General features: G+C 37.2%; 23 protein-coding genes and 1 pseudogene. 19 read left to right on the top strand and 5 right to left on the bottom strand.

Features of this window, described 5'->3' with window-relative positions; translation table 11 throughout:
• The 10 genes from RTK36_RS08200 to RTK36_RS08155 all read left to right on the top strand — a co-directional run.
• The coding region (locus RTK36_RS08200; RefSeq protein WP_312046091.1) for a hypothetical protein at window positions 1-682 on the top strand (682 nt) is incomplete at its 5' end.
• Window positions 683-685: 3 nt separating this feature from the next.
• Window positions 686-1,243 (top strand): hemerythrin domain-containing protein, encoded by a 558-nt coding sequence (locus RTK36_RS08195; protein WP_312046088.1) that lies wholly within the window; start codon window positions 686-688, stop codon window positions 1,241-1,243.
• 117 nt (window positions 1,244-1,360) lie between these two features.
• Window positions 1,361-2,026, top strand: coding sequence for a Crp/Fnr family transcriptional regulator (locus RTK36_RS08190; protein WP_312046086.1), 666 nt, complete (start codon window positions 1,361-1,363; stop codon window positions 2,024-2,026).
• A 168-nt stretch (window positions 2,027-2,194) separates the two neighbouring features.
• Complete coding sequence (locus tag RTK36_RS08185; RefSeq protein WP_312046084.1) at window positions 2,195-2,911, top strand: FprA family A-type flavoprotein; 717 nt, start codon at window positions 2,195-2,197, stop codon at window positions 2,909-2,911.
• A gap of 632 nt (window positions 2,912-3,543) precedes the next feature.
• Window positions 3,544-4,980 (top strand): alanine/glycine:cation symporter family protein, encoded by a 1,437-nt coding sequence (locus tag RTK36_RS08180; RefSeq protein ID WP_312046082.1) that lies wholly within the window; start codon window positions 3,544-3,546, stop codon window positions 4,978-4,980.
• Between the two features lie 21 nt (window positions 4,981-5,001).
• Complete coding sequence (locus RTK36_RS08175; RefSeq protein ID WP_312046079.1) at window positions 5,002-5,934, top strand: diacylglycerol/lipid kinase family protein; 933 nt, start codon at window positions 5,002-5,004, stop codon at window positions 5,932-5,934.
• Complete coding sequence (locus tag RTK36_RS08170; protein WP_312046077.1) at window positions 5,927-8,344, top strand: hybrid sensor histidine kinase/response regulator; 2,418 nt, start codon at window positions 5,927-5,929, stop codon at window positions 8,342-8,344. Before RTK36_RS08175 ends, RTK36_RS08170 begins: the two co-directional genes overlap by 8 nt.
• Window positions 8,316-9,239 carry a diguanylate cyclase domain-containing protein gene (locus RTK36_RS08165; RefSeq protein WP_312046075.1) on the top strand — a complete coding sequence of 308 codons (924 nt, stop codon included), beginning with the start codon at window positions 8,316-8,318 and terminating at the stop codon, window positions 9,237-9,239. The genes RTK36_RS08170 and RTK36_RS08165 overlap by 29 nt, the downstream gene beginning before the upstream one ends.
• Window positions 9,240-9,428: 189 nt before the next feature.
• A complete protein-coding gene (locus tag RTK36_RS08160) occupies window positions 9,429-9,830 on the top strand; it encodes a pyridoxamine 5'-phosphate oxidase family protein (RefSeq protein ID WP_312046073.1) in 402 nt (133 codons plus the stop codon).
• A 217-nt stretch (window positions 9,831-10,047) separates the two neighbouring features.
• Entirely contained in the window at window positions 10,048-10,395 is a 348-nt protein-coding gene (locus RTK36_RS08155; protein ID WP_312046071.1) for a four-helix bundle copper-binding protein, read from the top strand.
• A 173-nt stretch (window positions 10,396-10,568) separates the two neighbouring features.
• Here RTK36_RS08155 and RTK36_RS08150 read toward each other — a convergent pair whose 3' ends face one another.
• Window positions 10,569-10,922, bottom strand: coding sequence for a helix-turn-helix domain-containing protein (locus RTK36_RS08150; protein WP_312046069.1), 354 nt, complete (start codon window positions 10,920-10,922; stop codon window positions 10,569-10,571).
• Window positions 10,923-11,306: 384 nt separating this feature from the next.
• Here RTK36_RS08150 and RTK36_RS08145 point away from each other — a divergent pair, with 384 nt between their 5' ends.
• On the top strand, window positions 11,307-12,353 hold the full coding sequence (locus tag RTK36_RS08145) for an FAD-binding protein (protein ID WP_312046067.1): 1,047 nt from the start codon (window positions 11,307-11,309) through the stop codon (window positions 12,351-12,353).
• 178 nt (window positions 12,354-12,531) lie between these two features.
• Window positions 12,532-12,669: a hypothetical protein gene (locus RTK36_RS08140; RefSeq protein ID WP_312046065.1), complete on the top strand. Its 138-nt coding sequence runs from the start codon at window positions 12,532-12,534 to the stop codon at window positions 12,667-12,669.
• 153 nt (window positions 12,670-12,822) lie between these two features.
• Here RTK36_RS08140 and RTK36_RS08135 read toward each other — a convergent pair whose 3' ends face one another.
• Window positions 12,823-13,371 (bottom strand): hypothetical protein, encoded by a 549-nt coding sequence (locus tag RTK36_RS08135; RefSeq protein WP_312046063.1) that lies wholly within the window; start codon window positions 13,369-13,371, stop codon window positions 12,823-12,825.
• A gap of 311 nt (window positions 13,372-13,682) precedes the next feature.
• On the opposite strand from RTK36_RS08135, the gene RTK36_RS08130 reads away from it, so the two are divergent.
• On the top strand, window positions 13,683-14,459 hold the full coding sequence (locus RTK36_RS08130) for an HAD-IIA family hydrolase (RefSeq protein ID WP_312046061.1): 777 nt from the start codon (window positions 13,683-13,685) through the stop codon (window positions 14,457-14,459).
• A 32-nt stretch (window positions 14,460-14,491) separates the two neighbouring features.
• The gene (locus RTK36_RS08125; RefSeq protein ID WP_312046059.1) at window positions 14,492-15,856 is read left to right on the top strand and encodes a PhoH family protein; all 1,365 of its coding nucleotides are present in this window, start codon (window positions 14,492-14,494) and stop codon (window positions 15,854-15,856) included.
• A 325-nt stretch (window positions 15,857-16,181) separates the two neighbouring features.
• Here RTK36_RS08125 and RTK36_RS08120 read toward each other — a convergent pair whose 3' ends face one another.
• The 3 genes from RTK36_RS08120 to RTK36_RS08110 form a co-directional block, all read right to left on the bottom strand.
• Window positions 16,182-18,578 carry a ribonucleoside triphosphate reductase gene (locus tag RTK36_RS08120; protein WP_312046057.1) on the bottom strand — a complete coding sequence of 799 codons (2,397 nt, stop codon included), beginning with the start codon at window positions 18,576-18,578 and terminating at the stop codon, window positions 16,182-16,184.
• A 119-nt stretch (window positions 18,579-18,697) separates the two neighbouring features.
• Complete coding sequence (locus RTK36_RS08115) at window positions 18,698-19,390, bottom strand: anaerobic ribonucleoside-triphosphate reductase activating protein (RefSeq protein ID WP_312046055.1); 693 nt, start codon at window positions 19,388-19,390, stop codon at window positions 18,698-18,700.
• 346 nt (window positions 19,391-19,736) lie between these two features.
• A complete protein-coding gene (locus RTK36_RS08110; RefSeq protein ID WP_312046053.1) occupies window positions 19,737-20,630 on the bottom strand; it encodes a DegV family protein in 894 nt (297 codons plus the stop codon).
• Between the two features lie 468 nt (window positions 20,631-21,098).
• Between RTK36_RS08110 and RTK36_RS08105 the strand changes: the two genes are divergently transcribed.
• The 5 genes and pseudogenes from RTK36_RS08105 to RTK36_RS08085 form a co-directional block, all read left to right on the top strand.
• Window positions 21,099-21,335: a CarD family transcriptional regulator gene (locus RTK36_RS08105; RefSeq protein WP_312046051.1), complete on the top strand. Its 237-nt coding sequence runs from the start codon at window positions 21,099-21,101 to the stop codon at window positions 21,333-21,335.
• 23 nt (window positions 21,336-21,358) lie between these two features.
• Window positions 21,359-21,556 carry a hypothetical protein gene (locus RTK36_RS08100; RefSeq protein ID WP_312046049.1) on the top strand — a complete coding sequence of 66 codons (198 nt, stop codon included), beginning with the start codon at window positions 21,359-21,361 and terminating at the stop codon, window positions 21,554-21,556.
• A gap of 69 nt (window positions 21,557-21,625) precedes the next feature.
• On the top strand, window positions 21,626-22,705 hold the full coding sequence (locus RTK36_RS08095) for a PIN/TRAM domain-containing protein (RefSeq protein WP_312046046.1): 1,080 nt from the start codon (window positions 21,626-21,628) through the stop codon (window positions 22,703-22,705).
• Between the two features lie 50 nt (window positions 22,706-22,755).
• A complete protein-coding gene (gene ispD / locus RTK36_RS08090; RefSeq protein ID WP_312046044.1) occupies window positions 22,756-23,493 on the top strand; it encodes a 2-C-methyl-D-erythritol 4-phosphate cytidylyltransferase in 738 nt (245 codons plus the stop codon).
• A pseudogene (locus RTK36_RS08085) lies at window positions 23,490-23,670 on the top strand (RNase H family protein); the annotation flags it as partial. The gene ispD and the pseudogene RTK36_RS08085, both read left to right, overlap by 4 nt.

The raw sequence follows: 23,670 nt of genomic DNA, 5'->3' as shown, positions 1-23,670 counted from the left end.
AAATAAACGGGTAATACTAAGAATGAGGTCATGGGACACTTGCTGTTCCATGACCAAATTTTCAGAAAGGGATGAACATATGAGTGCATTTTTAGGACCAATTCATTACTGGCTTTATCGTAAGATTCAGTTGCAGGAGAACTTAACACAAGCCCTGATGTCGGTTCTTTCTGAGGAAAAACGTATTCATTTAGAAAAAAGTTTGGATGAAGAGTGCGGCGTTGTGGAACATAGACCCTTGGAAGAGGCGATAGATAATGGCAATATCCATGGTTGGTTGCAAGGCCAGATTGCCATTGCAGAAAAACGCTTTGCTGCCGCTGTTACTAAAATTTTGGTAGAGGACCCTTCTCAGATTGAGAATCTGAAACAGGCGGCCTATGAAATAGGGCAGAAGAATCCCTTACCCAATTCTGACGATGCCCAAAGCATCTATAAGGGGTTAAATGATATTTTGCTGGAGGGAATGCCTTGCGACCATGTGAATCAAATTATAGAGCAAAGTGAACAGCGTGTTATTTGGAACCAAGCGGTGGACTTACATTTGCCTTTTTGGGATCAGGCTGGGGGCGATATTAATCACTACTATTTATTCCGCAACGCTTTTATTTCGGGGATCCTCTCAGGAAAGTCTTTCTCATTTCAGCAAATAGGCAAAGAATTTCTTATTCAGGAGGTGTAATAAATGGACTCAATTGATTTAATGGTGATGGAACACGAAAATATTCTTTCTCTGGTAACGGTTATTCGCAATGCCTGTTGTGGAGTTTTAGAGGGTGCTCCAGTGGAAGTAAATGATTTTAGAGACATGATTACCTTTGCACGGACCTATGCTGACAAACATCATCACGGAAAAGAGGAGCAAATTTTATTCCGAGAGATGATGGATCGCCTGGGGCCTGTTGCAGTTAAGCTGATTCAACATGGAATGTATGTTGAGCATGATATGGGGCGCTTTCATTTGGGTGAGCTTGAAGGTGCATTAGCCCGCTATGAAGCTGAGAATAAAACCATAGATAAGCTGGAGATTCTAGTAAACGCTGCCGCGTGGGCGGACTTGTTACAGCGTCATATCGACAAAGAAAATAATGTTGTCTATACCTTTGCTCGTCGCAGCCTAGCAGAAGATGTGTTGCAAAGCATAAACAGTGAAGTGGATCAGTTTGAAGGACAGGCAGAAAAAGACGGCATTCAGGAAACTGCATTAAACTTATTAAAACAACTTACGGATAAATATTGTTAAGAATGAAAAATTATAGGGTGGTTAATTGGTTTGAAGATGGTAGGAATATTTGTCGGAAGAATCTATTATAATCGACTTATTAAATGAATGAAGCTGTGGCAGGAAAAGAGGTGGAAAATGGATACTTTGTTTTTATCAAATACAAATTTATTTCGGGGTACCACTCCTGAGGAAATAGCATCTATGATGGATTGCCTGATGGCGAAGGAAAAAAGTTACAAAAAAGATGAAGTAATCTATCGTGCAGGGGATGTTATCCATAAAATTGGAATGGTAATAACGGGAAGCGTTTCCATTGAGAATAATGATATTTGGGGCAATAAGAGCATTTTAGATAAGATTGGCCCTGGTCAGGTTTTTGCCGAAACCTATGCTTACGCCCCGGGTGAACCTCTGATGGTCAGTGTGGTAGCGGCAGAAAATACAGAGGTCTTATTTCTGGATGTAACCAAGACGTTGCAACCGTGCTCTTCCGCCTGCGGGCATCATGGAAAGCTTATTCGTAATTTACTGACGATCTCTGCCCAGAAAAATTTAATCCTTTCCCGCCGTATCTTTCATACTTCAGCAAAGTCTATTCGCGGACGATTGCTTTCTTATCTTTCTTTCCATGCCACTCGAGAGGGAAAACGTGAATTTGATATTCCTTTTAACCGACAACAACTGGCCGATTATTTGAGTGTAGACCGCAGCGCCCTATCCAATGAACTAAGTAAAATGCAACAGGAAGGGTTGATATCGGTGCATAAAAATTACTTTTGCATCAAATCGGACCTGGATTGATATGTTGTTAAGGATATTATAGAAAGCAGTCTGTTTCTCTTGTGAGACGAGAATAAAAAGCGGTGGGAGCAGACGTTCTTGTTCTCACCGCTTTTTATTTATACAACATTTTTAGTATTGTCAATATCTTTTCAAAACAGTGGGTTGTTTCAATAAAGGAGGAAAATCATGAATTACACAATTTCTGAAAAAATCACCGTACTTGGTAAGGTTATACAAAAACCAAATCTTAACTTTTCTTTTTTGTCATACCTTTTGCAAGGGGAAAAGAACGTGTTAATTGATACCGTTCCTGAAAAGGCAGGAGAGATGTTTTTAGTTGAATTAAAAACACTGATTCCCATTAGTCAATTGGATGCTATCATTTTAAATCATTCCGAAGAGGATCATAGTGGGGCCATTGGGCTATTGCTGGCTGATAAAGAGGATATTCCCATTTACTGTACAGCGGCATGCAAACAGCGGTTAATCTCCCGTTATCCAAATGGCAAATTCATAGAGATAGAGCATTTATCCATGCTGAAGATTGGAACATTCCAATTTCAATTTATCCATACCCCAGGATTGCACTGGGATGACAATATGGTTACTTATTTTGTAAATGAAAAAATTTTGTTTTCAAATGATCTGTTTGGTCAGTATTTGGGGTGTCAACCACCCATGGATAAAGACTATTCCGTTGAGGATGTTTTACAGGGAGCAAAATTATATTTCGGTAAAGTATTTGCGTCGGCACCTTTTCAGGAAAAGCAGGTAGTTCTAAAATTAAGAGATTTGGATTTGAAATGTGTTGCGCCCGGGCATGGTGTAATTCTAAAAGATAAGTTTAAGGATGTTTTGGAGCTTTATGAAAAGGAATGCACGGATTCGTGGGAAGCTAGATAAGCAGAGCAGTGAGTTATGGATAAGTCAGTCTAGGTGATGATAATTATGCTTAGATTAAGGTGATTCTCAACTAGAATAGAACGTAAGATTTGGTAAAAGAGACTTTAATGTCGGTGGCTACACCCTTACATTAAATTTACTAGTGTAAAGAACAGAATAGTTCATTCTTTTTTAAACGTAACAAACAATAAAATAAATACGCATTATACAACCTCCTATGTGAATAACATTTGGGTCTGAAAAGACACAATAAAGCGCATAGGAGGTTTTTTTGTGAGAAGAACTAAGTGACGTCATTATAAATTTCTTATATCACGTATGAATCAGACAGAGAAGATGCAAAGAGCTGCGGTAATTTCACGTATTGAATAATCAAAAAAAATACACTATAATTAAACTAGAAAAAAATACAAGTAATTACATATTTATTAAAAAAAATGTTATTAACAGAGTGTTTTTATTAAATTTCACTATAAATTGTGAAATTTAAAGAACGTAGCGGATTGAAAAATTTTTGTAAATCAAATAATAATCAAACTAGCATTTTAGGTAAACAAATTGCTTTTTGCTCATAGTAATGGCGAAAGAAGATACACAATTTTATTTCCTCGAAAATGGATGGAGGATTTCATGTGATAGAGTGGGGCATCTACTGGCAAGAAACGTTTTCAAATTTCATGGAAATCAATCAAGTGCTAAACCAACTGGTATGGGGAGTTCCTATGATTATCATTTTAATGGGAACAGGAATTTACTTTAGTTTTGGGTTAAAGTTTTTTCAACTCAGATGGTTTCGCTATCTAAATTGGCGTCAGGCCAAAAAACATTACAAAGAAATGAAATATGAAAAAGAAGGAAATTCTATTTCGGAAATTCAAGCTTTGTTGACTGCACTGGCTGCAACCATCGGAACGGGGAACATTATTGGTGTGGCAACTGCAATACAGGCAGGCGGACGGGGCGCTGTCTTTTGGATGTGGGTTTCGGCCTTTTTGGGCATGATTATTAAATATGCTGAAAATGTCTTGGGTATTTACTATCGCTACCGCAATAGCAAAGGCGAATGGATGGGTGGACCCATGGTTTATATCGAGCGGGGGATGAAACTGAAATCTCTGGCTACAATTTTTGCATGCTGTTGCTTTGTGGCAACCTTTGGAATTGGAAATATTGCTCAAATTAATGGAATCTCCACTTCTTTGGAGTCTACTTTTGGGATTGCCCCCATGCTAACAGGAACTTGCGTGGCGATATTTACGGCAATTATTGTATTCGGAGGCTTAAAGCGTATTGTTTCCTTCTCTAGAAAATTGGTGCCTTTTATGGCAGGGTTTTATAGTATTAGTGCTCTGATTATCATTTTATCCCATGTAGATAAAATTCCCGGTGTATTTATGGATATTTTTCAAGAGGCCTTTAGCCTTGGCTCTGTAGGGGGCGGTATAACAGGGTTTATCGTGTCTAAATCCATTCGCTACGGAATGGCTCGAGGAATTTTTTCAAATGAAGCTGGTCTTGGAACTTCCGTTATGATTCACACCCTTTCAGAACAAAAGGAACCGGTTATTCAAGGTATTTGGGGCGGGCTTGAAGTTTTTATTGATACCATGATTATTTGTACGTTAACTGCACTTGCCATACTAACCACAGATGCAGACAAAGTTATTGGTTTAACAGGCGTCAACATTACCTTCTATGCATTCCATACTGTTTTGGGTAGGGGGGGTGCCGCCATTGTGACCATTGCTGTTGTGTTATTTGCCTTTACCACGCTGATTGGATGGTCTATCTATGGTATGCGAGCAGGGGAATACTTTGGCGGTTCCAGATATACCCTTATGTTTAAAATTTTATTTGTTGTGCTTATTTTTATTGGTGCAAATACTGATGCCCAGTTTGTATGGGCCTTGGCAGATACTTGTAATGGATTAATGGCTGTTCCAAATGCCATTGCAATTTTGGCTCTTTCGGGAAAGGTGTTTAAAATTACAGATAATTTTCGGCGACGAAAAAAAGGAGATTCCGTTTTACCAATGCGAAGCTATTTAGAAGAGTCCATAAAAAAATAAGTACATAAAGGGAGGATTCCCATGAAACATATTTTTATCATCAATCAGGAATGTAAAGCAATTATGAGTGGAAATGAAATTCGCAGCTTTTTGATGAACAAAGATAATTTCGAATATCTTGTGTTTAATCGTAATTATGTTGGGCATGAGGCAGAATTGGTTTCCAAAATGTGCCGTTTGTTTCAAGAGGAAAATATCCGTTTTTATTCTTGTGGCGATGCCACTACCTTGTTTCATGTTTTGCGAGGTATAGACTCTTTTCAAAATAGGGAAATTGCATTTTTTCATAATGGTGGAAAGGCAGATTTTTTAGAGAATTTTGAAGAGAAGCAACGTTTTATGGATTTAGATTCTTTAATTGGGGGACAGGTTACCTATTTAGATTATGTACAGTTACAGGATTTCATTTGCTGTAACTCACTTTCTGTGGGAGCAGATGTCCGTATGCAGTTAATTGCTGATAAAATCAAAAAAACCATGTCCATAAGCGATAACTTTGCTTATCGTCTTGCTTTGCTTTTAGATACGCTGGTGGGTTTTAAGTCAGAAGAATTACATATAACCATTGATGGCAAAAATTATAATGGAAACTATCTTTTAGCTCATATTGCAAATGGGAAGTGCTATAATTCTATATTTTATCCTACCAAAGAGCATACACCTGTGGATGGGGAATTGGATATACTCCTTTGGAAAGAATCTACAACCATGCGCTGGTTGGAAGGATATAATGCTTATCGGATGGGGAATTTGGCAACCCTTTCAGATGTATTGATTCATATAAAAGGGAAGCAATTTAAAATCTCGTCTTCCGATGGCAGAAAACTATTGTTTCAGTGTGATGGTGTTGAACAATATTGTGAAGAAATGTCTGGTAATCTGCAACAGGGGGGAATACCTTTTGTGTTACCCAAAGGGGTTGGGGTAATTGGCAAGGAGGGCGTAGATGGATAAATTGATTGACAGCAAAAATATTACGAAGGTTGCCTTTCGTTTTTATACATACTTTTGCCTATATTTGGCATTGCGATTCAAACAAATGAATCTTAGCGTTTATACGGCAACTTTTTTAATTGTTATGGTATTGGTTGTCGGTGTACTTACTACATCAAACCTTCTTTCAATGGAGCTGCAAGGGTGGATTATAACTTGCTCCTTATTGGGCACACAGCTGATATTTTCTTTTTCTGAGTCCACCCCATACCTCAGCTATGTTATGCTTTTGGTAACTGCATGTATGATTTCTTTATTTCAATATCTAAAATATAATTATTTTATTTTATTTTGTACGATCTTGTTTTCTATATACTCTCTGAGGCATGGCGTAGAGGAAAAGATATTGATAATTACAGCAGCCTCTCTCGTAGCTCATATTTTACTTATTTTAGTAATATCTTGGAACCAACGGTTTCAGAAGTTGGCGTTTGACAGCATGCAGACCAGTGAGGATTTACTGAAGATTGTTGAAATAAAAATGGAAGAAACATCGGTGGCGAAAAAACAGGCGGAGGTTTCTGCCCAGGCAAAGGCGGATTTTTTAGCCAATGTTTCCCATGAAATACGAACGCCAATGAATGCAATTTGCGGTATGAGCGAAATTTTGCTTTCTCGTGAATTGGATTGTGACACAAGAGAATACGTGGAAATTATTAAAAGTGCATCTAATAATCTTTTGGGGATTATTAATGATATTTTGGATTTCTCCAAAATCGAATCAGGAAAAATTGAAATTGTAGCATCTGAATATGTTCTCTTAGAAGCTGTACAGGATGTTTTAAATATCGTGCAATATAAATTGGAAACAAAAGAAGTATCTTTAAATTTGGAGATAAAAAAAGATATCCCAAAGGTACTAATAGGGGATTCTATGCGGTTGCGGCAAATTTTAACGAACTTATTGAACAATGCAGCAAAATTTACAGATCTGGGTGAAATCAAAATGGTGCTTGACTGGACTCCTACTGGAGAAAAGGAGGGCGTTCTTTTGGTGGAAGTCATAGATACGGGAATCGGCATTAGAAATGAAGATGTTCAAAAATTATTTCATAGTTTTACCCAGGTGGACTCCAAACGAAACAGGGAATTAGAAGGTACGGGTCTTGGTTTAGCTATTTGTAAAAAATTAGTTAATGCCATGCAAGGAAACGTGGGAGTATCCAGTGTTTATGGGGAAGGGAGTAATTTCTACTTTAGTCTTCCACAAGGCATTGGAGAAGAACAAGGGGAAACCAAAAGAGGCAGAACTACCACATGGCTTTCGGAAGCATCTTTTTATGCCCCAAATGCAAGTATTTTAGTGGTGGATGACAATGTTGTAAACCTAAAGGTGATTTCTGCACTTTTGGAAGGTTATCACATTACTTGTGAAACGGCTACCAGTGGCCAACAGGCGCTGAAACTATTAGAAGATGGAATTTTGTTTGATATTATTTTTATGGACCATATGATGCCAGGTATGGATGGCATAGAGACAACAACCTTCATTCGTTCCTCTGGAAAAGGTTATCATAGTACTCCGGTGGTGGCATTAACGGCAAATACTGTAGATGATGCGAAAAAGATGTTTTTAGCGAATGGAATGGATGATTATTTAACAAAGCCAATTGATCCACATAGGCTGCAATCAGTCCTTGAGCACTGGCTTCCAATGGAAAAATTAGAGTTTATTGATGAAGTATCTAAGGCGGCAAAGACTGACCTAGTGGTATCACAGAGATTAAAGAACTACTTCTACAATATAGCGCATTATGAATGGATGAAAGGTCTGGTCAATTGTGGTGGTGACGAAAAAATATATATTAGTGTAGTGCAGGCTTTTGCAAGGGAAACATCAATTACAGTCATTGAATCTGCCTATGCCAATGCCGATATCTCCCGCTATGTAATAGAAATGCATGGCGTAAAAAGCGCGGCGGAAAGCATCGGTGCAACTGCACTATCAAACTTAGCAGCTAAATTGGAGATGGCGGGAAAACAAAATGATAGGTTGTATATGGAAAATCACCATGATATATTTTTAAACCAGTATAAAACTTTATTAGCCCAGTTGCAACAAGCGTTAGAGCTGTATAACCAGTCCGCCTTGTTACAAAAGAAAGAGGAGATAACAACAGAAAAAGCAAAAAAGATGATTACTTCTTTTCTAGAAGTTTGCGAAAATATGTCAATTAATGATGCAGATATTTTGGCACAAGAATGGAATGCCTGTCACTACTCTCAAGTAAAAGTAATGGAGCTGGTTGAAGAGGCCATTACTTACATTGCTGATTTTGAATTTGAAGAAGCCATAGAGCGATTAAAGTTAGCATATGCTCAAATAGAAAGAGAGGGAAATAATGGAGAAGAAGAAAATATTGGTTGTTGATGATGTTGTTACGAATTTAAAATATGTTGCCAAAACCTTGGAACAATCATATGATGTTGTCTGTACAAAATCCGGGAAAAAAGCCATTGAATATTTGAAAGAGAAAACGGTAGATTTAATTCTTTTGGATATTATGATGCCTGAGATGGACGGATTTGAGGTGTTGAACAGCCTTAAAGATAACCCGATAACCGCCGCCATTCCTATTATTTTGCTTACAGCAGAGCAAGATAAGGATTTGGAGCTAAAAGGGCTTTCTGTTGGTGCTCAAGATTTTATTTCTAAACCTTTTGTTCCTGAGATAATGATGGCTCGAATAGAGCGTATTTTAGAACTTTTTACACTAAGAAAGTATTTGGAGTTGGAATTAAAATCAAAAGAAGAACAGGTAAGGCACATGGAGAATATATCCAGCACGGATGAGCTGACAGGACTTCGGAAGCGAGGGTATTTACGTCAACAAGTAAACTTTTCTATGGAAAGAGACAAAGGTGGATGTTTGTTCATTCTTGATATTGATAACTTTAAGCAAATCAATGATTGCTACGGACACATTGCAGGGGATACTGTATTAATCAATTTTGCGAAAAAATTGCAAGAATGTCTTTGTCCTGACGAACAGGCGGCCAGGCTTGGTGGCGATGAGTTTGTTATATTTAAAGAGGGCACCCATTCCTACGGGAAGATTTGTAACAGAGCAGCTGCCATTATGCAGCAGCTCCGTAAGGATGAAGGAGAAATTAATCCTGGCGGATGTTTCTCTGTTTCCATGGGAATAGCGTTGGCAAGAGAAAATGAAGTGAACTTTGAGATGCTTTATAGCTGTGCAGATAAGGCTCTTTATTATATTAAACAAAACGGTAAAAACTCTTTTCATATTTTTGATATCTACTAAAAAAATTAAAATAATTTAAAGTTGAACTGTGAAGTACCGAAAAGGATTAACATTTAGAATATAAACAAGGAATTAGCTTAAATAATATTTTCTGAAAATTAGCAATCCAATTTATGGTGAAAATAAAGTGTATAACTATTTACAAATCGTTAAAAATAGAGTAAAAGATATCATAATTTGGAGGTAGCTATGAAAGAGACCATTGATTTTTTAAACAAAAATAAGTTCGGTAATTTGGCAACTTGTGATGGAAACAAACCTGATACTCGTCCTTTTGAAGTGGCTCATATTTCTGATCAAGGACTTTTATTCTATGTATCCTCGGATACAGATTTGAGCAAGCAGTTGAAGGCAAATCCCCAAATTTGCTTTTGTGCAACCAATGATAAATATGACTATGTAAAAGTTACAGGTGAAATTACCTTTAGTAACAGCCAAGAAGATAAAGATAGTGTGCTGAAACATAGTCATTTTGCAAAAAAAGTTTTTGATGCCATTGGTTTGGATAAAATGGAAGTGTTTAAACTGAATCATGGGGAGTGCATGTTGCATCACCATATGAACGACAATGTGACAAAGGAAAGCTTTTAATGAATTAGCAGAAATGCTTGAATAATAGAAAACAAAAAAACATCTATCATCCGTTGATTTTCAACGATATAGATGTTTTTTGTTATTCAAATTAATTGACGCAAAATTGCCGGTGGAAGATGTGGTTGTTCAAATGCATTAGGAATTCTTAAAATTTATGAATAGAATTGCTTTAATTTCAAATGATAAAAAAGAAAAACAATTAGGAGGTTTTAGAATGGGAATCGTTACAAAAGCAACAGATAAGTTTCAACTTTGTATTGATGCCTGTGTGAAATGCACTCAGGCTTGCTATGAATGCTTTGACGCATGTTTAAAAGAAGCTGATGTGAACAAAAGAAAGAAATGTCTTTTTATCTTAATGGAATGCGCTAAGATGTGTGAGACATCGGTTGCTTTAATGTCCATGAATGGACATCAGGCATATGAATATTGTGAGCTATGTGGAAAAATTTGCGTTAAATGTGCCCAAGATTGCGGTGTAATGGAAGATGAGCATTGCAAAAAGTGTGCAGAAATTTGCAGAAATTGTGCCGACGAATGTATAAAGGTATCGTCAACTTAATACTTGCGATTGACAACATCCCATGATGTGGGGAGATGTTTTTGAACAACCAAGAAGAAACAATGAGTGAAAACGACTCTTCAGGTCATATGCTTATAAAAAATTGAGAAAAAAGACTGAATCCGTGGTTATAGATTCAGTCTATTTTTTTGTCTGTTGTTTATTGGAGAATTTTATTCTTTGACTGCCTTTAGTAAATCTTCCGCCGAAATGCCATATACGTTTGCCAAAGCCAATAAATTTGAAGTGCTGGGGTCAGAAATACCGTTTTCCCATTTTGATACCGCTTGCCGACTGACGCCCACACTTTCTGCTACAAATTCTTGAGTCATTTTACAGCGTGTACGATTTTCCTTTAGTGCTTCCCCAAGGGATTTTGTAATCCTGTCTTTTTCTTTGCGTATCCCATCGGAGCGGATATATTTCTGTAGAGCTTTCATGATAAGTACAATCAGATAAATGATAAGCGCCCCAATAGCCAGATAAATCAAAAAACCTCCAAGTAAAAAAGATATGCTAATGTTCATTTCTATGCCTCCTTTCTGAGATACAGCTTAACAAATAATCGGAGTTGATGAAACCAACTATAGCGCAAAAATGGGTTTCTATTTAGTTGCGGAAGTAATAAAATGATATTTGATTGGATTTACAGCTTTTCGTAATTTTTAGGGTGACTTTAGATAGAGACATTTTTCATTTTATCACAGTGAAAGAACTGTCACAACCAATCTGAGAACAGGAAAGAGAAGAAGGATCATGGAAAAAAATGGTTTTATAATGAGAATATGTTCGTATTAGTTGAATTTAAAATAGGATGCTTGTATAATCTAATGAATGTATGTCTATCTAAAATGCTATATATAATAGTTTCGTTTATATACCAACGGACTGTGAACGCAAAGGAGGAAACTATGAAAAATGGGTACTATGATATTTTGATAGTAGGTGGGGGCCCGGCGGGTGCAACGCTGGCAAGGCTTTTGCCTAAAAAATATCGTGTAATTTTAATAGATAAAAAGCAGAAAGACAACGGATTTGAAAAACCCTGCGGTGGACTTCTTTCAGAGGATGCGCAGCGTTCGTTGGCACAATTAGACATTACAATGCCAAAGGACATCTTAGCGGATCCCCAAATATTTTCTGTTAAAACGATAGATGTGGAAACGGGTTTGATACGCCATTATCAAAGAACCTATATTAATTTGGATCGACACAAGTTTGATATGTGGTTGTTAAGCTTGATCCCTGACAATGTGGAAAAAACAAATGGAATTGTTCGTAGTTTTTATAAAAATGAGAAGGGCTATGTCGTTGAGCTTTTTGACGGTCGCATTTTTCACACCCGTTATCTTGTTGGTGCTGATGGCGCCAATTCCATTGTACGTAAGACTTTATATCCGAATAAGACTATGCCCAGTTATGTGGCAATACAGCAAAGTTTCCAAGAACAGCACAAAACACCATTTTACTCTTGTATTTTTGATGAAAAAACAAGTGATTGCTGTTCGTGGTCTATTTCGAAAGATGATGTACTTATATTTGGTGGCGCTTTTGCCCCCAAAAACTGTAGAAAAGCTTTTGAAAAACAGAAACAACGTTTGGAGAAATATGGATTTCGGTTCGGAAAACCCCTTAAAACAGAGGCTTGTATTGTTTTGCGCCCCAAATCGTATTTTGATATATGCACGGGAAAAAATAGGGCCTTTTTGATTGGGGAGGCAGCAGGATTTATTAGTCCCAGCTCCCTTGAAGGAATTAGCTTTGCCATAGATAGTGCCATTTTATTGGCTGAGACGTTTGCTCTACAAAGTAAAAACAAGGATAAAAAATTTCATAAAAAAACTTTTCATCTTCGTATTAAAATTTTGAAAAAAATCATGAAATGTCCGTTTATGTATTATCCCATGTTGCGTAAACTCGTTATGCTGAGTGGGTTTACATCAATAAATGTGAAATAGTATAAAAAACAAATGTAAATGGATCATACAATTTAAAATATATATTGTTCTTTTGTGGCAAAGGTGGCAAAGGCTAGGGATATCTAGAATAGCTTGCTTTAAAAATAATAAAGAACTTACTAAAACCTCATTGTATTAGGTGTAGTGAGTGAAAATTATTTCTAAGGAGACATGTGATATGGATTTAATAAGTGATGCATTACGAATTTTAATTATATCAATAGGCTTTGCTAAATTGATTACTCTATTTGGAAGAAAAGTGAAAATTTTTGGTATGATACAAAGTTTTGCGAAAAGGCTTAATCATAAGGAATGAAATAGTATTATTTAGAAACCTGATGTAGCTTGGTTATCTGAAATGAATATGAAACCGCAAGACAAACATATAAATATGATATAGATTTGCAAATGGGATTAGTAATTGAAAGCAATAAAAAAGGTGCCTGATCATGTCAGGCACTTTTTTTTATTATAAAAGCCAGAAAAAGGAGAAGACTGCTGCCAGCGTGGAACCAATTAGGTTGCACAACATATCCATGTCTGTATCACGAAGTCCTTTTTGTGTTTTCGGTTCGTCTTTTTTTGAAACATCATGGCACATCTCTATAAGTTCAAAGAAAACACCAAGGGTATTTCCGGCACAAAATATAAAGATTGCCTGAAATAATATTGAGCTACCTGTGCTTATAAAGTTGTCCAAGGTGCAATAAGTTACCAATGCGAATGAAAAAGAACCGAATGCATGAAGATATCGATCGAAGGTTCTGGATTTGGTATAGCCTCCTAAATAGTGACCCAAAAAACAGGCAAATAAAATGGTAAGCATGGTGAGAAGCAATATATAGGTGGGAATTTCTATTTGAAAAATCCAAATTGCCACAAAAAAAATTGTGTAACATATATAAGTTGATAATGCTTCCTTTGCGTAAGGTATATCACCCCTTGCGAAAAGCTTTATCACTGAAAAAATGCAAAGAGCTGTTATGATGGAGTAAGAAATTATAATCCATAAGGGCATATTGTTCACTTCCATTCAGATATTTTCGTCTGCTAGTTAATATTTATATTTTCTGTAAAAATATACTGAATTCTCCGTTTGATATATTTTTTGACTATTTAAATAAGTATGAGGATATACCATAAAGGAAAAAGAAAGTCTCAACTATCCCTTAAAATAATTTTGAGTCAACGAAAGTAATGGATATATCATAAATTTCAATTATATCTGGATGTTTTACGAATACCTAACACCAATTTGCTTTAGAATTAACAGTAATATTTTAAAATAGAAGTGTATCAAATGGCCTATCTAGAGGAAGGAGCTTTGATTTGGATAAAATAAAAGAGAAAAAAGGATTTATATGTGATATGGATGGTGTGATTTACCACGGTAACAACTTACTATCCGGTACAAAAGAATTTGTGGAGTGGCTTTACAAAGAAAACAAGGAATTTTTGTTTTTGACGAATTCAAGCAATCGAACGCCCAAAGAATTACAACAAAAATTAGAAATGTTGGGTTTAGAGGTGGATGAGAAGCATTTCTACACCAGTGCTCTTGCTACTGCAAAGTTCTTAAGCAAGCAAATGCCGAATTGCAGTGCCTATGTGATTGGCGACCCTGGCCTTTACCATGCTCTTTATGATGCGGGGATTACCATTAGTAATACAAATCCTGATTACGTAGTGGTGGGTGAAACCAAAAGTTATAATTATGAAAGCATTTGCCTAGCTGTCAAATTTGTTTTAAACGGTGCAAAACTGATTGGTACAAACTCAGATTTAACTGGGCCGTCGGAAAATGGAATCATACCGGCATGCCGTGCCTTGGTTGCCCCAATTGAAGCGGCAACAGGGAAAAATGCCTATTTTGTAGGAAAGCCTAATCCCTTAATGATGCGTACGGGAATACAAATGCTGGGGGTACATTCTAAAGATGCCGTTATGATAGGAGATAGAATGGATACAGATATTATTGCGGGAATCGAAAGTGGTTTGGATACGGTTCTCGTTTTAAGCGGTGTTACCTCTCATGAGACGATAGATCTATACCCGTATAGACCACGACTTGTTATAGATGGAATTGGGGATTTAGTTAGATACTAGAATATCAAAAATTCTGTTGAAGGGGAGAATATATGAAAAAAACCTATGTTTTGGATACGAATGTATTGATACAGTCGCCGGCTTCACTGCTATGCTTTGAGGAAAACAATCTGGTACTTCCAATTGTGTGCTTAGAGGAGTTGGATAAACTAAAAACAGAGGATGGAGAATGTGGTTCTAATGCGAGAGTTTGTATCCGCTTTTTAGAAAAGCTAAGGCAAGAGGGTAACCTTCTTGAAGGAGTTTTGCTTTCTACAGGAGGATATCTCCGCATAGAGCCTAATTTTATCAATATAGAGCTTCCACCTGATTTTGTGAGCAATAAAAACGATAATCGAATATTGCAGGTATGTAGAGGACTTTCTGAACATGGTGAGTCCGTTATTTTAGTTACAAAAGATATTTTGGTTAGATTAAAAGCTCAGATGCTGGGAATAGAAGCACAGGATTTTGCAAATGAGCAGGCACCTTCCTTAGAAGGGCAATATACCGGTCGAAATGAATGTTTTGTTTTAGATGAAGCCATGACGTCTTTTAAGAAAAAAGGAATTTGTATTGAAGATGCTTATACATATGTGGTAAATGAAAAGAAATTACTAACACCTATTATAAATGAATTTTATATATTACGTTCAGAAATAAATGCGCAAAAAACATTGTTAGCCCGTTTTGACGGGAATAAGTTAGTCTCATTGAATTATTCAAAATCACAGCCATTTGGAGTGAAACCAAAGAATTTAGGGCAATATTTTTTGCAGGAATCTTTGATGGAAAGTGCAAAAAAAGCACCTCTTGTTATTATTAAAGGGACTGCAGGAACCGCAAAGACATTTTATTCCCTTGCCGTTGGGCTGGCAAAAACCTTGGCAGAGAATGATAAGGAATACAAAAGAATATTGATAACACGCCCGAATGTACAATTTGACGAAGATATTGGATTTTTACCTGGTACGGAACAAGAAAAGATTGCACCGTTTTTACGACCAATTCTTGATAATCTGGAAGTATTGTTGGAAAGAAACAAAGGGGAAAAGTCTACGGATGATCTTGCAATAAAATCTAAAATTCATGAGATTTTTGAAAGTACCATTTGTGCAGAGGCAATGAATTTTATCCGCGGTAGAACTTTGACCCATACATATTTAATCATTGATGAGGCACAAAATTTAACACCAAAACAGGCCAAAGGATTGATTACCCGTGTAGGAGAGGGGACGAAAGTGATTTTACTGGGAGACCCTCAGCAAATAGATCATCCATTATTGGATGAAAGAACCAATGGTTTAAGTTATGCCAGCGAGAAAATGAAAGGAAGCTCTCTTTGCTATCAAATTACAATGAGGGCAGATGAATGTGAACGGTCAAAATTAGCTTTTGATGCTGCAAATAGGATGTAATATTAAAATGAATGATAAATAGGTTTTATCTTAATATGAGGATGAAGCCTATTTTTGCATTGGGAAGAAAATTAGTCTGTATTATAGGGAGGAGCAACTTAAGGGACTATAAATAAAATATTATTTTTGAAAAGGATGAGACACCAATATCTGTCATTGAATTGATGCGGATCACCCGTCATTCTCAAAGGCTAGCCTCCTTAGGATGGCAATTGAAATAACAATGCCATGACTTTGGATGTCATGGCATTATAATTATTACTACAAAAGATTTTCAATAATTTTGATGCCACTTTAAAAGCTATCAAGGTACGACTTTTGCAAGCTACACCAGTGCTGTTTGTGTTTCTATATAATTTCGAATATTAGATGGGTTTACATATAGGGTGAATTCTATACCATTTTGCACAACCATTGCAGGTACACTTCTAATTCCATACTGCTCCACCAGTTCACTATTTTCTTCCGCCTGTACCAGCTCATAAGGCATATTTGCTTGGGCTAGAAAGGACTTTACCATGTTGCAATTTGCGCAAGTTCTGGTGGTGAAAAGCATAACTTTATTTTCCGTAGCTGCCTTTTGATTTATCTGTTTGGGATAGTTTGCAGGGGAAGGCTCCTCTGTTTTGTCAATCGGCTTCCCCACATGTTGTTTATCTAAAGCATATAGTTTTCTATCCTTAAACTCCTGGGTTTTTCCTTCATTCCAGTTTTGTACCGGACGATAATAGCCTGTGATTCGGCTGTAAACCTCCGTTGTGCCACCGCATTTTTCGCAAACATACTTTTCTCCATTAATGTATCCATGGTTTTTGCAAATGGAATAGGTAGGAGAAAGCGTATAATAGGGCAGGGTGTAATTTTCTGCTATTTTTCGCACCAACGTTGCAGCTGCTTTCCATCCAGGAAGTTTTTCGCCTAAGAAAGCGTGGAAAACAGTGCCTGAGGTATAAAGTGTTTGCAAATCATCTTGGGAATCCAGTGCTTCAAAAATATCATCGGTAAAGCCTACAGGTAAATGGGACGAATTTGTATAATAAGGTGTCTCACCTGTTTTAGCGGCAGTTATGATATCAGGATATCGCTTTACATCATGTTTTGCCAAACGGAAGGTTGTACTCTCAGCGGGGGTGGCTTCTAAGTTGTATAAGTCGCCATATTCCTCCTGATAGTCCGCAAGGCGTTCTCTCATATAATTCAGAACCTCTTTAGCAAAGGCATGGGCTTCAGAATGGGAGATATCTTTTTTAATCCAGTTAGCATTGAGGGTTGCTTCATTCATTCCAATCAGTCCAATGGTTGAAAAATGATTGCTAAATCCCCCCAAGTAACGCTTGGTATAAGGATACAAACCTTCCTCTAGGAGCTTTGTTACTACGTTGCGCTTGATTTTAAGGCTTCTTGCAGCAATATCCATTTTCTTATCAAGCCGAGCATAAAAATCCTTTTCATCCTTGGCTAAATACGCTATGCGGGGCAGGTTAATGGTTACAACACCAATGGATCCTGTACTTTCGCCGCTTCCGAAAAATCCGCCTGATTTCTTTCGAAGCTCACGTAAATCTAAACGTAAACGACAGCACATGCTTCGAACATCACTGGGTTCCAATTCACTGTTAATATAATTTGAAAAATAGGGGGTACCATATTTGGCCGCCATTTCAAATAACAGTCGATTGTTTTCTGTGTCGCTCCAGTCAAAATCTCTGGTAATGGAATATGTGGGGATGGGATATTGGAATCCTCGTCCGTTTGCATCCCCTTCTATCATGATTTCGATGAAGGCCTTATTTACCATATCCATTTCTTTTTTGCAGTCCTTATACTTGAAATCCATTTCCTTACCACCTACAATTGCAGGCAGTTCTGCCAGGTCATTGGGAACCACCCAATCTAGGGTAATGTTAGAAAATGGAGCTTGCGTTCCCCAGCGTGAGGGAGTATTTACTCCATAAATAAAGCTCTCGATACATTTTTTTACTGCACCGTAGGAGAGGTTGTCTGCTTTTACAAATGGTGCCAAATAGGTATCAAAGGAAGAGAAAGCCTGAGCGCCTGCCCATTCATTTTGCATGATACCCAAAAAGTTTACCATTTGATTGCAAAGGGTAGCTAAATGGCTGGCAGGGGAGGAGGTGATTTTCCCGGGTATGCCCCCTAAGCCTTCTTGAATCAGCTGTTTTAAGCTCCACCCGGCACAATAACCGGTGAGCATGGACAAATCATGGAGGTGGATGTCTGCATCACGATGAGCTTGGGCAATTTCAGTGTCATAAATTTCACTTAACCAATAGTTTGCGGTAATGGCTCCGGAGTTGCTCAAGATCAAACCTCCCACGGAATATGTAACTGTGGAATTTTCTTTTACGCGCCAATCCGTTACATTTAGGTAGCTATCAACGGTTTCTTTAAAATCCAAAATGGTAGATTTCATGTTACGCATTTTTTCGTGCTGTTTTCTATATAAAATAAAAGCCTTTGCTACATCGGCGTAGCCGCTTTTAATTAAAATATTTTCAACGCTATCTTGGATATCTTCTACACTAACATATCCGTTATGAATTTTAGGCTCGAAATCGGCTGTTACTTTTAGAGATAAAAAATCAATGGTTTGTGGATGATACTGCTTGCTTTGTGATTCAAAAGCCTTGGTAATTGCCCGACTGATTTTGATTAAATCAAACTCTGCAAACTGACCGTCTCTTTTTATTACTCTATACATCTCTCTTGACCTCGATTCTTTTTTATTTTTATCATTGTAGCATAAATGGTTTCTATATACAATCATAAAATACAATATGTTGTGTAAAATTAAATTAGAACCACAACCTATGGAGTTATTTATACCCCTCGCAGTTCAGATGCTGGTAGATATGGAAGAATGATTTGAAGAAGATTTTGCAATTCCTTTTCAGAATAACCACTGAGACCCCTTGTCAGCACATCATCCGAATCCACAAAATTTTGTATATAATATTTTTCAGGACCCTGAATCCATTGCGCCAGTTCCAACATATCTTCCTCTGTATGTAATTCACGTACCACCGTTGTTCTAAACTCATAAGGAATCACATCTGCCATTAAGATGGATACACTTTCTTTAATTGGTGCAAGATCAAAGTTTTTTATCCCAATGGTTTTGCTATACTTTTTCAGGCTGTTTTTTATATCCATTGCAACATAGTCCACAAGCCCCCGTGAGATCAGTTGTCGTAATTTTTCAGGAAAGCTGCCATTGGTATCCAACTTGATTAAAAAGCCAAGAGACTTGATTTCGGAAAGAAAGGGTTCCATGTCTTTTTGCAGCAGGGGTTCACCTCCTGTAATGCAAACACCATCCAAAAGTCCTTTCCTTTTTTTCAAAAAAGAAAATATTTCATCTTCAGAAATGATATTACCGGAATAAGAAGGGGGTATCATGGAAGCATTATGGCAAAATGGGCACCTAAGATTACATCCGACTGTAAAAACGGTGCAACAAGTTCTATCAGGATAATCTAATAAAGAAAGCTTTTGAAGTCCGCCAATTTGCATTTGTAATTCCCCCTGTAGTAAAATTATTCCCATCAATATGGAATAAAAAATTGTTTAAATTTCATTTGCACTTCACCTATTGTATCAAATGAAAACAAAAAAACAATCATTCTTGGGGATTATTTTTTGTTGATTACCGCAAGATACGACATAAGTTTTTATAGAAAATTAAGAACTTATGGGCTCTGCCTTTTTATTTTATCGAATTGCGCAAGGTGAAAATCACTTTATGATGTGCTAAGCAAACCTCATTTTAACTGATATTTGCTTATAAATAAACCGTTTTAGACCATGAAAAAACAAAAAAACGGCAGTCACAAAATTGCGATTGCCGCTACAGTAATAATTATATGTGGTATGCTTCATATTTTTTTGCAAAGCAAAAACCTGTTGTTCCTGGACCAGTATGAGAAGCCACAGTGGCACCAATTTGAAAGGGTGCGACGAATTCCATTTCAGGAAAAGCCTTTTTTAATGCTTCTTCAAATTCGGGAACTTCATCCCAAACATTGGTTGTTCCAATGTGGGCAATGTAATCCTTTGGATTTTCACCAGTTGATTTAAAGTGATTGATTGAAATATCAACTAGCTTTGCCAAACCCTTCTTTCTGCTTCTCACAGCTCCACCAACACTGATTTCGCCACCTTTGAGAATAATCAAAGGTTTGATTTTCAGAATACTTCCAGACAGAGCGGCAATTTTACCAATTCTTCCTCCAACTTCAAGATGGCTTAAATCCCCAACCATGAAATGAATACGGGCATCAAATTTGGCTTTTTCAACGTATTCCAAAACTTCATCAATTGTTTTACCGGCCTTTTTCATTCTAGCCATTTCCATAAGTATCAAGGTCTGCGATCCTGTTATATGCCAGCAATTCACAACGTAAATTTTTGCATTGGGGAATTCCTCTTCCAGCATTAATTTTGCTGTGGTGGCGGACTGTATTGAGCTGCTTAGGGAATGTGTAACTGTTGTACAAATAATATCTTTGCCTTGTTGCAAAGCCGGACGAAAGGCATCAATAAAATCTTGAACAGAGGGCAAAGAGGTTTTTGGGTATCCGTTCTCATCGATGATAAATCTATAATATTCATCTAAGGATATTTCTTCAATCTCCTTATAATACTTTTGGTGATCTAGGGATACATAAAAAGGTATTAAAGATATATCGAATTCCTTTCCCCGTTCTTTCCCAATATCACAAGCGCCGTCACTAAAAATCTGATAGTCTGCCATAACGTCCTCCTTCGATGCTGTACTTCAATTAACATTATATTAGCAAAAAAGTGAAAGAATTGCAATATAAAAACGCAGAACGTAGTTTAAATAACTATGTTTTGTGAATTCTGTGCATTCTTGATATCCAACGAAAACCTTTCGTCTGCAAGGCAGGTATTGCAAAAAAAATCTCGTAGTTGGAAAAGTAAATTACAAGTACTATGAGTAGTGTATCTCAATGGATTTTTGTTTACAATATATTTGTGTATTACTAAATTATATATGCATATTTTTTTAAAAAGTCTCTTGCTATGAAGAAAAATGACTAAAAAAGCGGTTTTATTAAATTATGACAGTAATTTTTAAATAAATTGTCAGGAAAACTTAAAGACTTCCGTCGAAAAATGATTTATGATAATAAAGTCCTATAATTGGCATAAGAATCTCCTTTTTCGGAAAAAATTAGAAAAAAGGAGTGAATGAATTATGTTTCAAGCAGGACAGAAAATTGTATATCCTTTGCATGGGGCAGGATATATTGAAGAAATTGAAGGAACAGAAAACGGAGAATACTACATCATTCGCATACCTACGGGTAATGTTATGATTCGTATTCCGAAGGATGGTGCAGAGAAATCCGGAATTCGCCTGCCGGAGGAAAGGGACATTGTTGAGGAAACGTTGGTTCGGGTAGGCCGATATTATCAGATAACTGGAATTTAAGACAGAAGGAGAATTTTTGTCGATTGAAAACAGGGAAACTGGAACAGGCGGCAGAAGTCATTAAAGTGCTTTATGAACAAGAAAAGAAAAAAAAGCTTTCATCGGCGGAATGTAGGATTTTAGGAATGGCTAGACAGATTGTACTCAGTGAAATTATATCTGTTTATGAAATTAATAGCGAAAAAGCTGAAGAATTGCTTGCAAAATGGTTGGAAAATTGATACTATTTCTTTATGGTAAAGTATGGGTATTTTACCCTTTTATCAAAAATGGGGGAAGGAGGTGGAAGAATGAAAAGACTTGTAGAGATTATTATGAGTTTAATCGTTATGGCGGCGAGCTATGCGCTCTTGCATATTTTATTTATATCTAACTTTTTCCAATGGCACATATCCATGCCTTTTTATGTGCCAATGGGGTTAGCAGTATTCACCGGACTTATATTTTATCTTATCTTATCATCGCCCTTAACGGAAATGATGTTAAAAAGGCTTTCTCAAACAGAAGAAAGACTAACCAAAATGAATGTAAAAGAATTGGCATTTTCAATCCTTGGGTGTGTTGTTGGTTTGATCATCGCAAACCTCATCGGCATTGCCTTTAGCGGATTTGGTGCAATTGGAACTTTCATTGTGGTATTGTTGAACTTACTTTTTGGGTTTTTGGGAATTCGTGTGGCAAGACGAAAGAAGGACGAATTTAATGTAAAAAGCTTACAGAAAATGATTATTCCTGCGTTAGCACCACAAGAAAAAATTTCCGTTTATGGACAGCCTAAGATATTAGATACAAGTGTAATTATTGACGGTAGAATTCTGGATTTGCTGCAAACTGGGTTTATTGAGGGCAAAATTATTATTCCAAATTTCGTTCTGGAAGAATTACGGCATATTGCAGACTCCGCCGATGGTTTGAAGAGAAACCGTGGTCGTCGTGGTTTGGATATTTTGAATGAAATTCAAAAGCAGTTGACAGTTCCCGTTGAAATCAAGGAATTTTCTACAAAGCAGTCAATGGAAGTTGATTCTATGCTGCTTAAGATGGCAGAAAGTCTGGATGCCTTTGTTGTTACAAACGACTATAATTTAAATAAAGTTGCTGAATTTCAAGGGGTAAGGGTTTTAAATATCAATGAATTGGCAAATGCCATAAAACCTGTAGTACTTCCGGGAGAAGAAATGCAAGTTACAATTATTAAAGCCGGCAAAGAAATGGGACAGGGCATTGCTTATTTAAATGATGGTACCATGATTGTTGTAGATGGTGGCAATAAGTTCATCGGCGAAACGAAAAACGTTGTAGTAACTAGCGTGTTGCAAACAGCGGCAGGACGAATGATTTTTACAAAAATGGTTGCTGCTGCTTCATAAATGAAAAGAATGAAAGCCCCAAAGCAAACGGTCCCTCTTAAAAGGGTTGCATGGGGCTTTTATTAATAGAAGAGGAGAGAAGAAGTGTGGAGGGTGAAGGAATTTGTGCTGCAATTATTGTTGCTGCGGGGCAGGGCAAACGCATGGGTGGGAAAACCCGAAAGCAGTTCTTGATGCTGGAAGGAAAAGAAATTTTAGCCCATACAGTAGAACGCTTTGAGCAGTTTTCAAAGATAAAGGAGATTGTATTGGTAACGGGGCAAGATGACATAGAGTGCATAAAGGAAATGGCTAGGAACTACGGCTGGAAGAAAATCAGTGCTGTAGTTTGCGGAGGAAAGGAACGGCAGGATTCTGTGAAATGTGGACTAAAGGCCCTTTCTCTATCCTCAGAAATCGTTTTAATTCATGATGGAGTGCGCCCGTTTGTGAAAGAGGATATGATAAACCGTTCCATAGATGCAGCACGGATTTTTGATGGATGTGTACTTGGTGTTCCGGCAAAGGATACGATCAAGATATGTGACAAGGACGGGATGGTAGTAGAAACACCTGAGCGCAGTAAATTATGGCACATACAAACCCCTCAGACTTTCTCCAGAAAATTGATAGAAAAGGCTTATGAAAAGGCGGAGAAGGATGGATTTATTGGCACGGATGATGCCTCTGTGGCTGAGTTTTATGGTGCCAAGATAAAGGTCATTCAAGGCAGCTATCAAAATATCAAGATTACCACGAGGGAAGATATCCTAGTGGGAGCTTGTTTTTTAGAGGAGGAGCGGGAATGAAGTCAATCGTAATATATACAGATGGTGCGTGCTCCGGAAACCCGGGGGCAGGGGGATATGGCGCAGTAATGCTCTATGGAACTGCCCGTAAAGAGCTATCCGGAGGGTATCGGAAGACAACCAATAATCGTATGGAGGTTTTGGCTGTAATTAAAGGACTGGAGGCGTTAAAGGAGC

Source organism: Anaerotignum sp., from assembly GCF_031981185.1.
In the GTDB taxonomy this organism is placed as follows: domain Bacteria; phylum Bacillota; class Clostridia; order Lachnospirales; family Anaerotignaceae; genus Chakrabartyella.
Note: the sequence above shows the minus strand (reverse complement) of the source record. Positions and strands in the feature narration are given on the sequence as shown.

What these genes read in the sequence shown, in the direction of transcription:
- RTK36_RS08190 (WP_312046086.1), top strand. Translation starts at nt 1,361, where the DNA reads ATGGATACTTTGTTTTTATCAAATACAAATTTATTTCGGGGTACCACT.
- RTK36_RS08195 (WP_312046088.1), top strand. Translation starts at nt 686, where the DNA reads ATGGACTCAATTGATTTAATGGTGATGGAACACGAAAATATTCTTTCT.
- RTK36_RS08115 (WP_312046055.1), bottom strand. Translation starts at nt 19,390, where the DNA reads ATGCAAATTGGCGGACTTCAAAAGCTTTCTTTATTAGATTATCCTGAT.
- RTK36_RS08185 (WP_312046084.1), top strand. Translation starts at nt 2,195, where the DNA reads ATGAATTACACAATTTCTGAAAAAATCACCGTACTTGGTAAGGTTATA.
- RTK36_RS08140 (WP_312046065.1), top strand. Translation starts at nt 12,532, where the DNA reads ATGGATTTAATAAGTGATGCATTACGAATTTTAATTATATCAATAGGC.
- RTK36_RS08170 (WP_312046077.1), top strand. Translation starts at nt 5,927, where the DNA reads ATGGATAAATTGATTGACAGCAAAAATATTACGAAGGTTGCCTTTCGT.
- RTK36_RS08165 (WP_312046075.1), top strand. Translation starts at nt 8,316, where the DNA reads ATGGAGAAGAAGAAAATATTGGTTGTTGATGATGTTGTTACGAATTTA.
- RTK36_RS08155 (WP_312046071.1), top strand. Translation starts at nt 10,048, where the DNA reads ATGGGAATCGTTACAAAAGCAACAGATAAGTTTCAACTTTGTATTGAT.
- RTK36_RS08110 (WP_312046053.1), bottom strand. Translation starts at nt 20,630, where the DNA reads ATGGCAGACTATCAGATTTTTAGTGACGGCGCTTGTGATATTGGGAAA.
- RTK36_RS08120 (WP_312046057.1), bottom strand. Translation starts at nt 18,578, where the DNA reads ATGTATAGAGTAATAAAAAGAGACGGTCAGTTTGCAGAGTTTGATTTA.
- RTK36_RS08175 (WP_312046079.1), top strand. Translation starts at nt 5,002, where the DNA reads ATGAAACATATTTTTATCATCAATCAGGAATGTAAAGCAATTATGAGT.
- RTK36_RS08095 (WP_312046046.1), top strand. Translation starts at nt 21,626, where the DNA reads ATGAAAAGACTTGTAGAGATTATTATGAGTTTAATCGTTATGGCGGCG.
- RTK36_RS08150 (WP_312046069.1), bottom strand. Translation starts at nt 10,922, where the DNA reads ATGAACATTAGCATATCTTTTTTACTTGGAGGTTTTTTGATTTATCTG.
- RTK36_RS08105 (WP_312046051.1), top strand. Translation starts at nt 21,099, where the DNA reads ATGTTTCAAGCAGGACAGAAAATTGTATATCCTTTGCATGGGGCAGGA.
- RTK36_RS08135 (WP_312046063.1), bottom strand. Translation starts at nt 13,371, where the DNA reads ATGCCCTTATGGATTATAATTTCTTACTCCATCATAACAGCTCTTTGC.
- RTK36_RS08125 (WP_312046059.1), top strand. Translation starts at nt 14,492, where the DNA reads ATGAAAAAAACCTATGTTTTGGATACGAATGTATTGATACAGTCGCCG.
- RTK36_RS08160 (WP_312046073.1), top strand. Translation starts at nt 9,429, where the DNA reads ATGAAAGAGACCATTGATTTTTTAAACAAAAATAAGTTCGGTAATTTG.
- RTK36_RS08145 (WP_312046067.1), top strand. Translation starts at nt 11,307, where the DNA reads ATGAAAAATGGGTACTATGATATTTTGATAGTAGGTGGGGGCCCGGCG.
- ispD (WP_312046044.1), top strand. Translation starts at nt 22,756, where the DNA reads ATGGGGCTTTTATTAATAGAAGAGGAGAGAAGAAGTGTGGAGGGTGAA.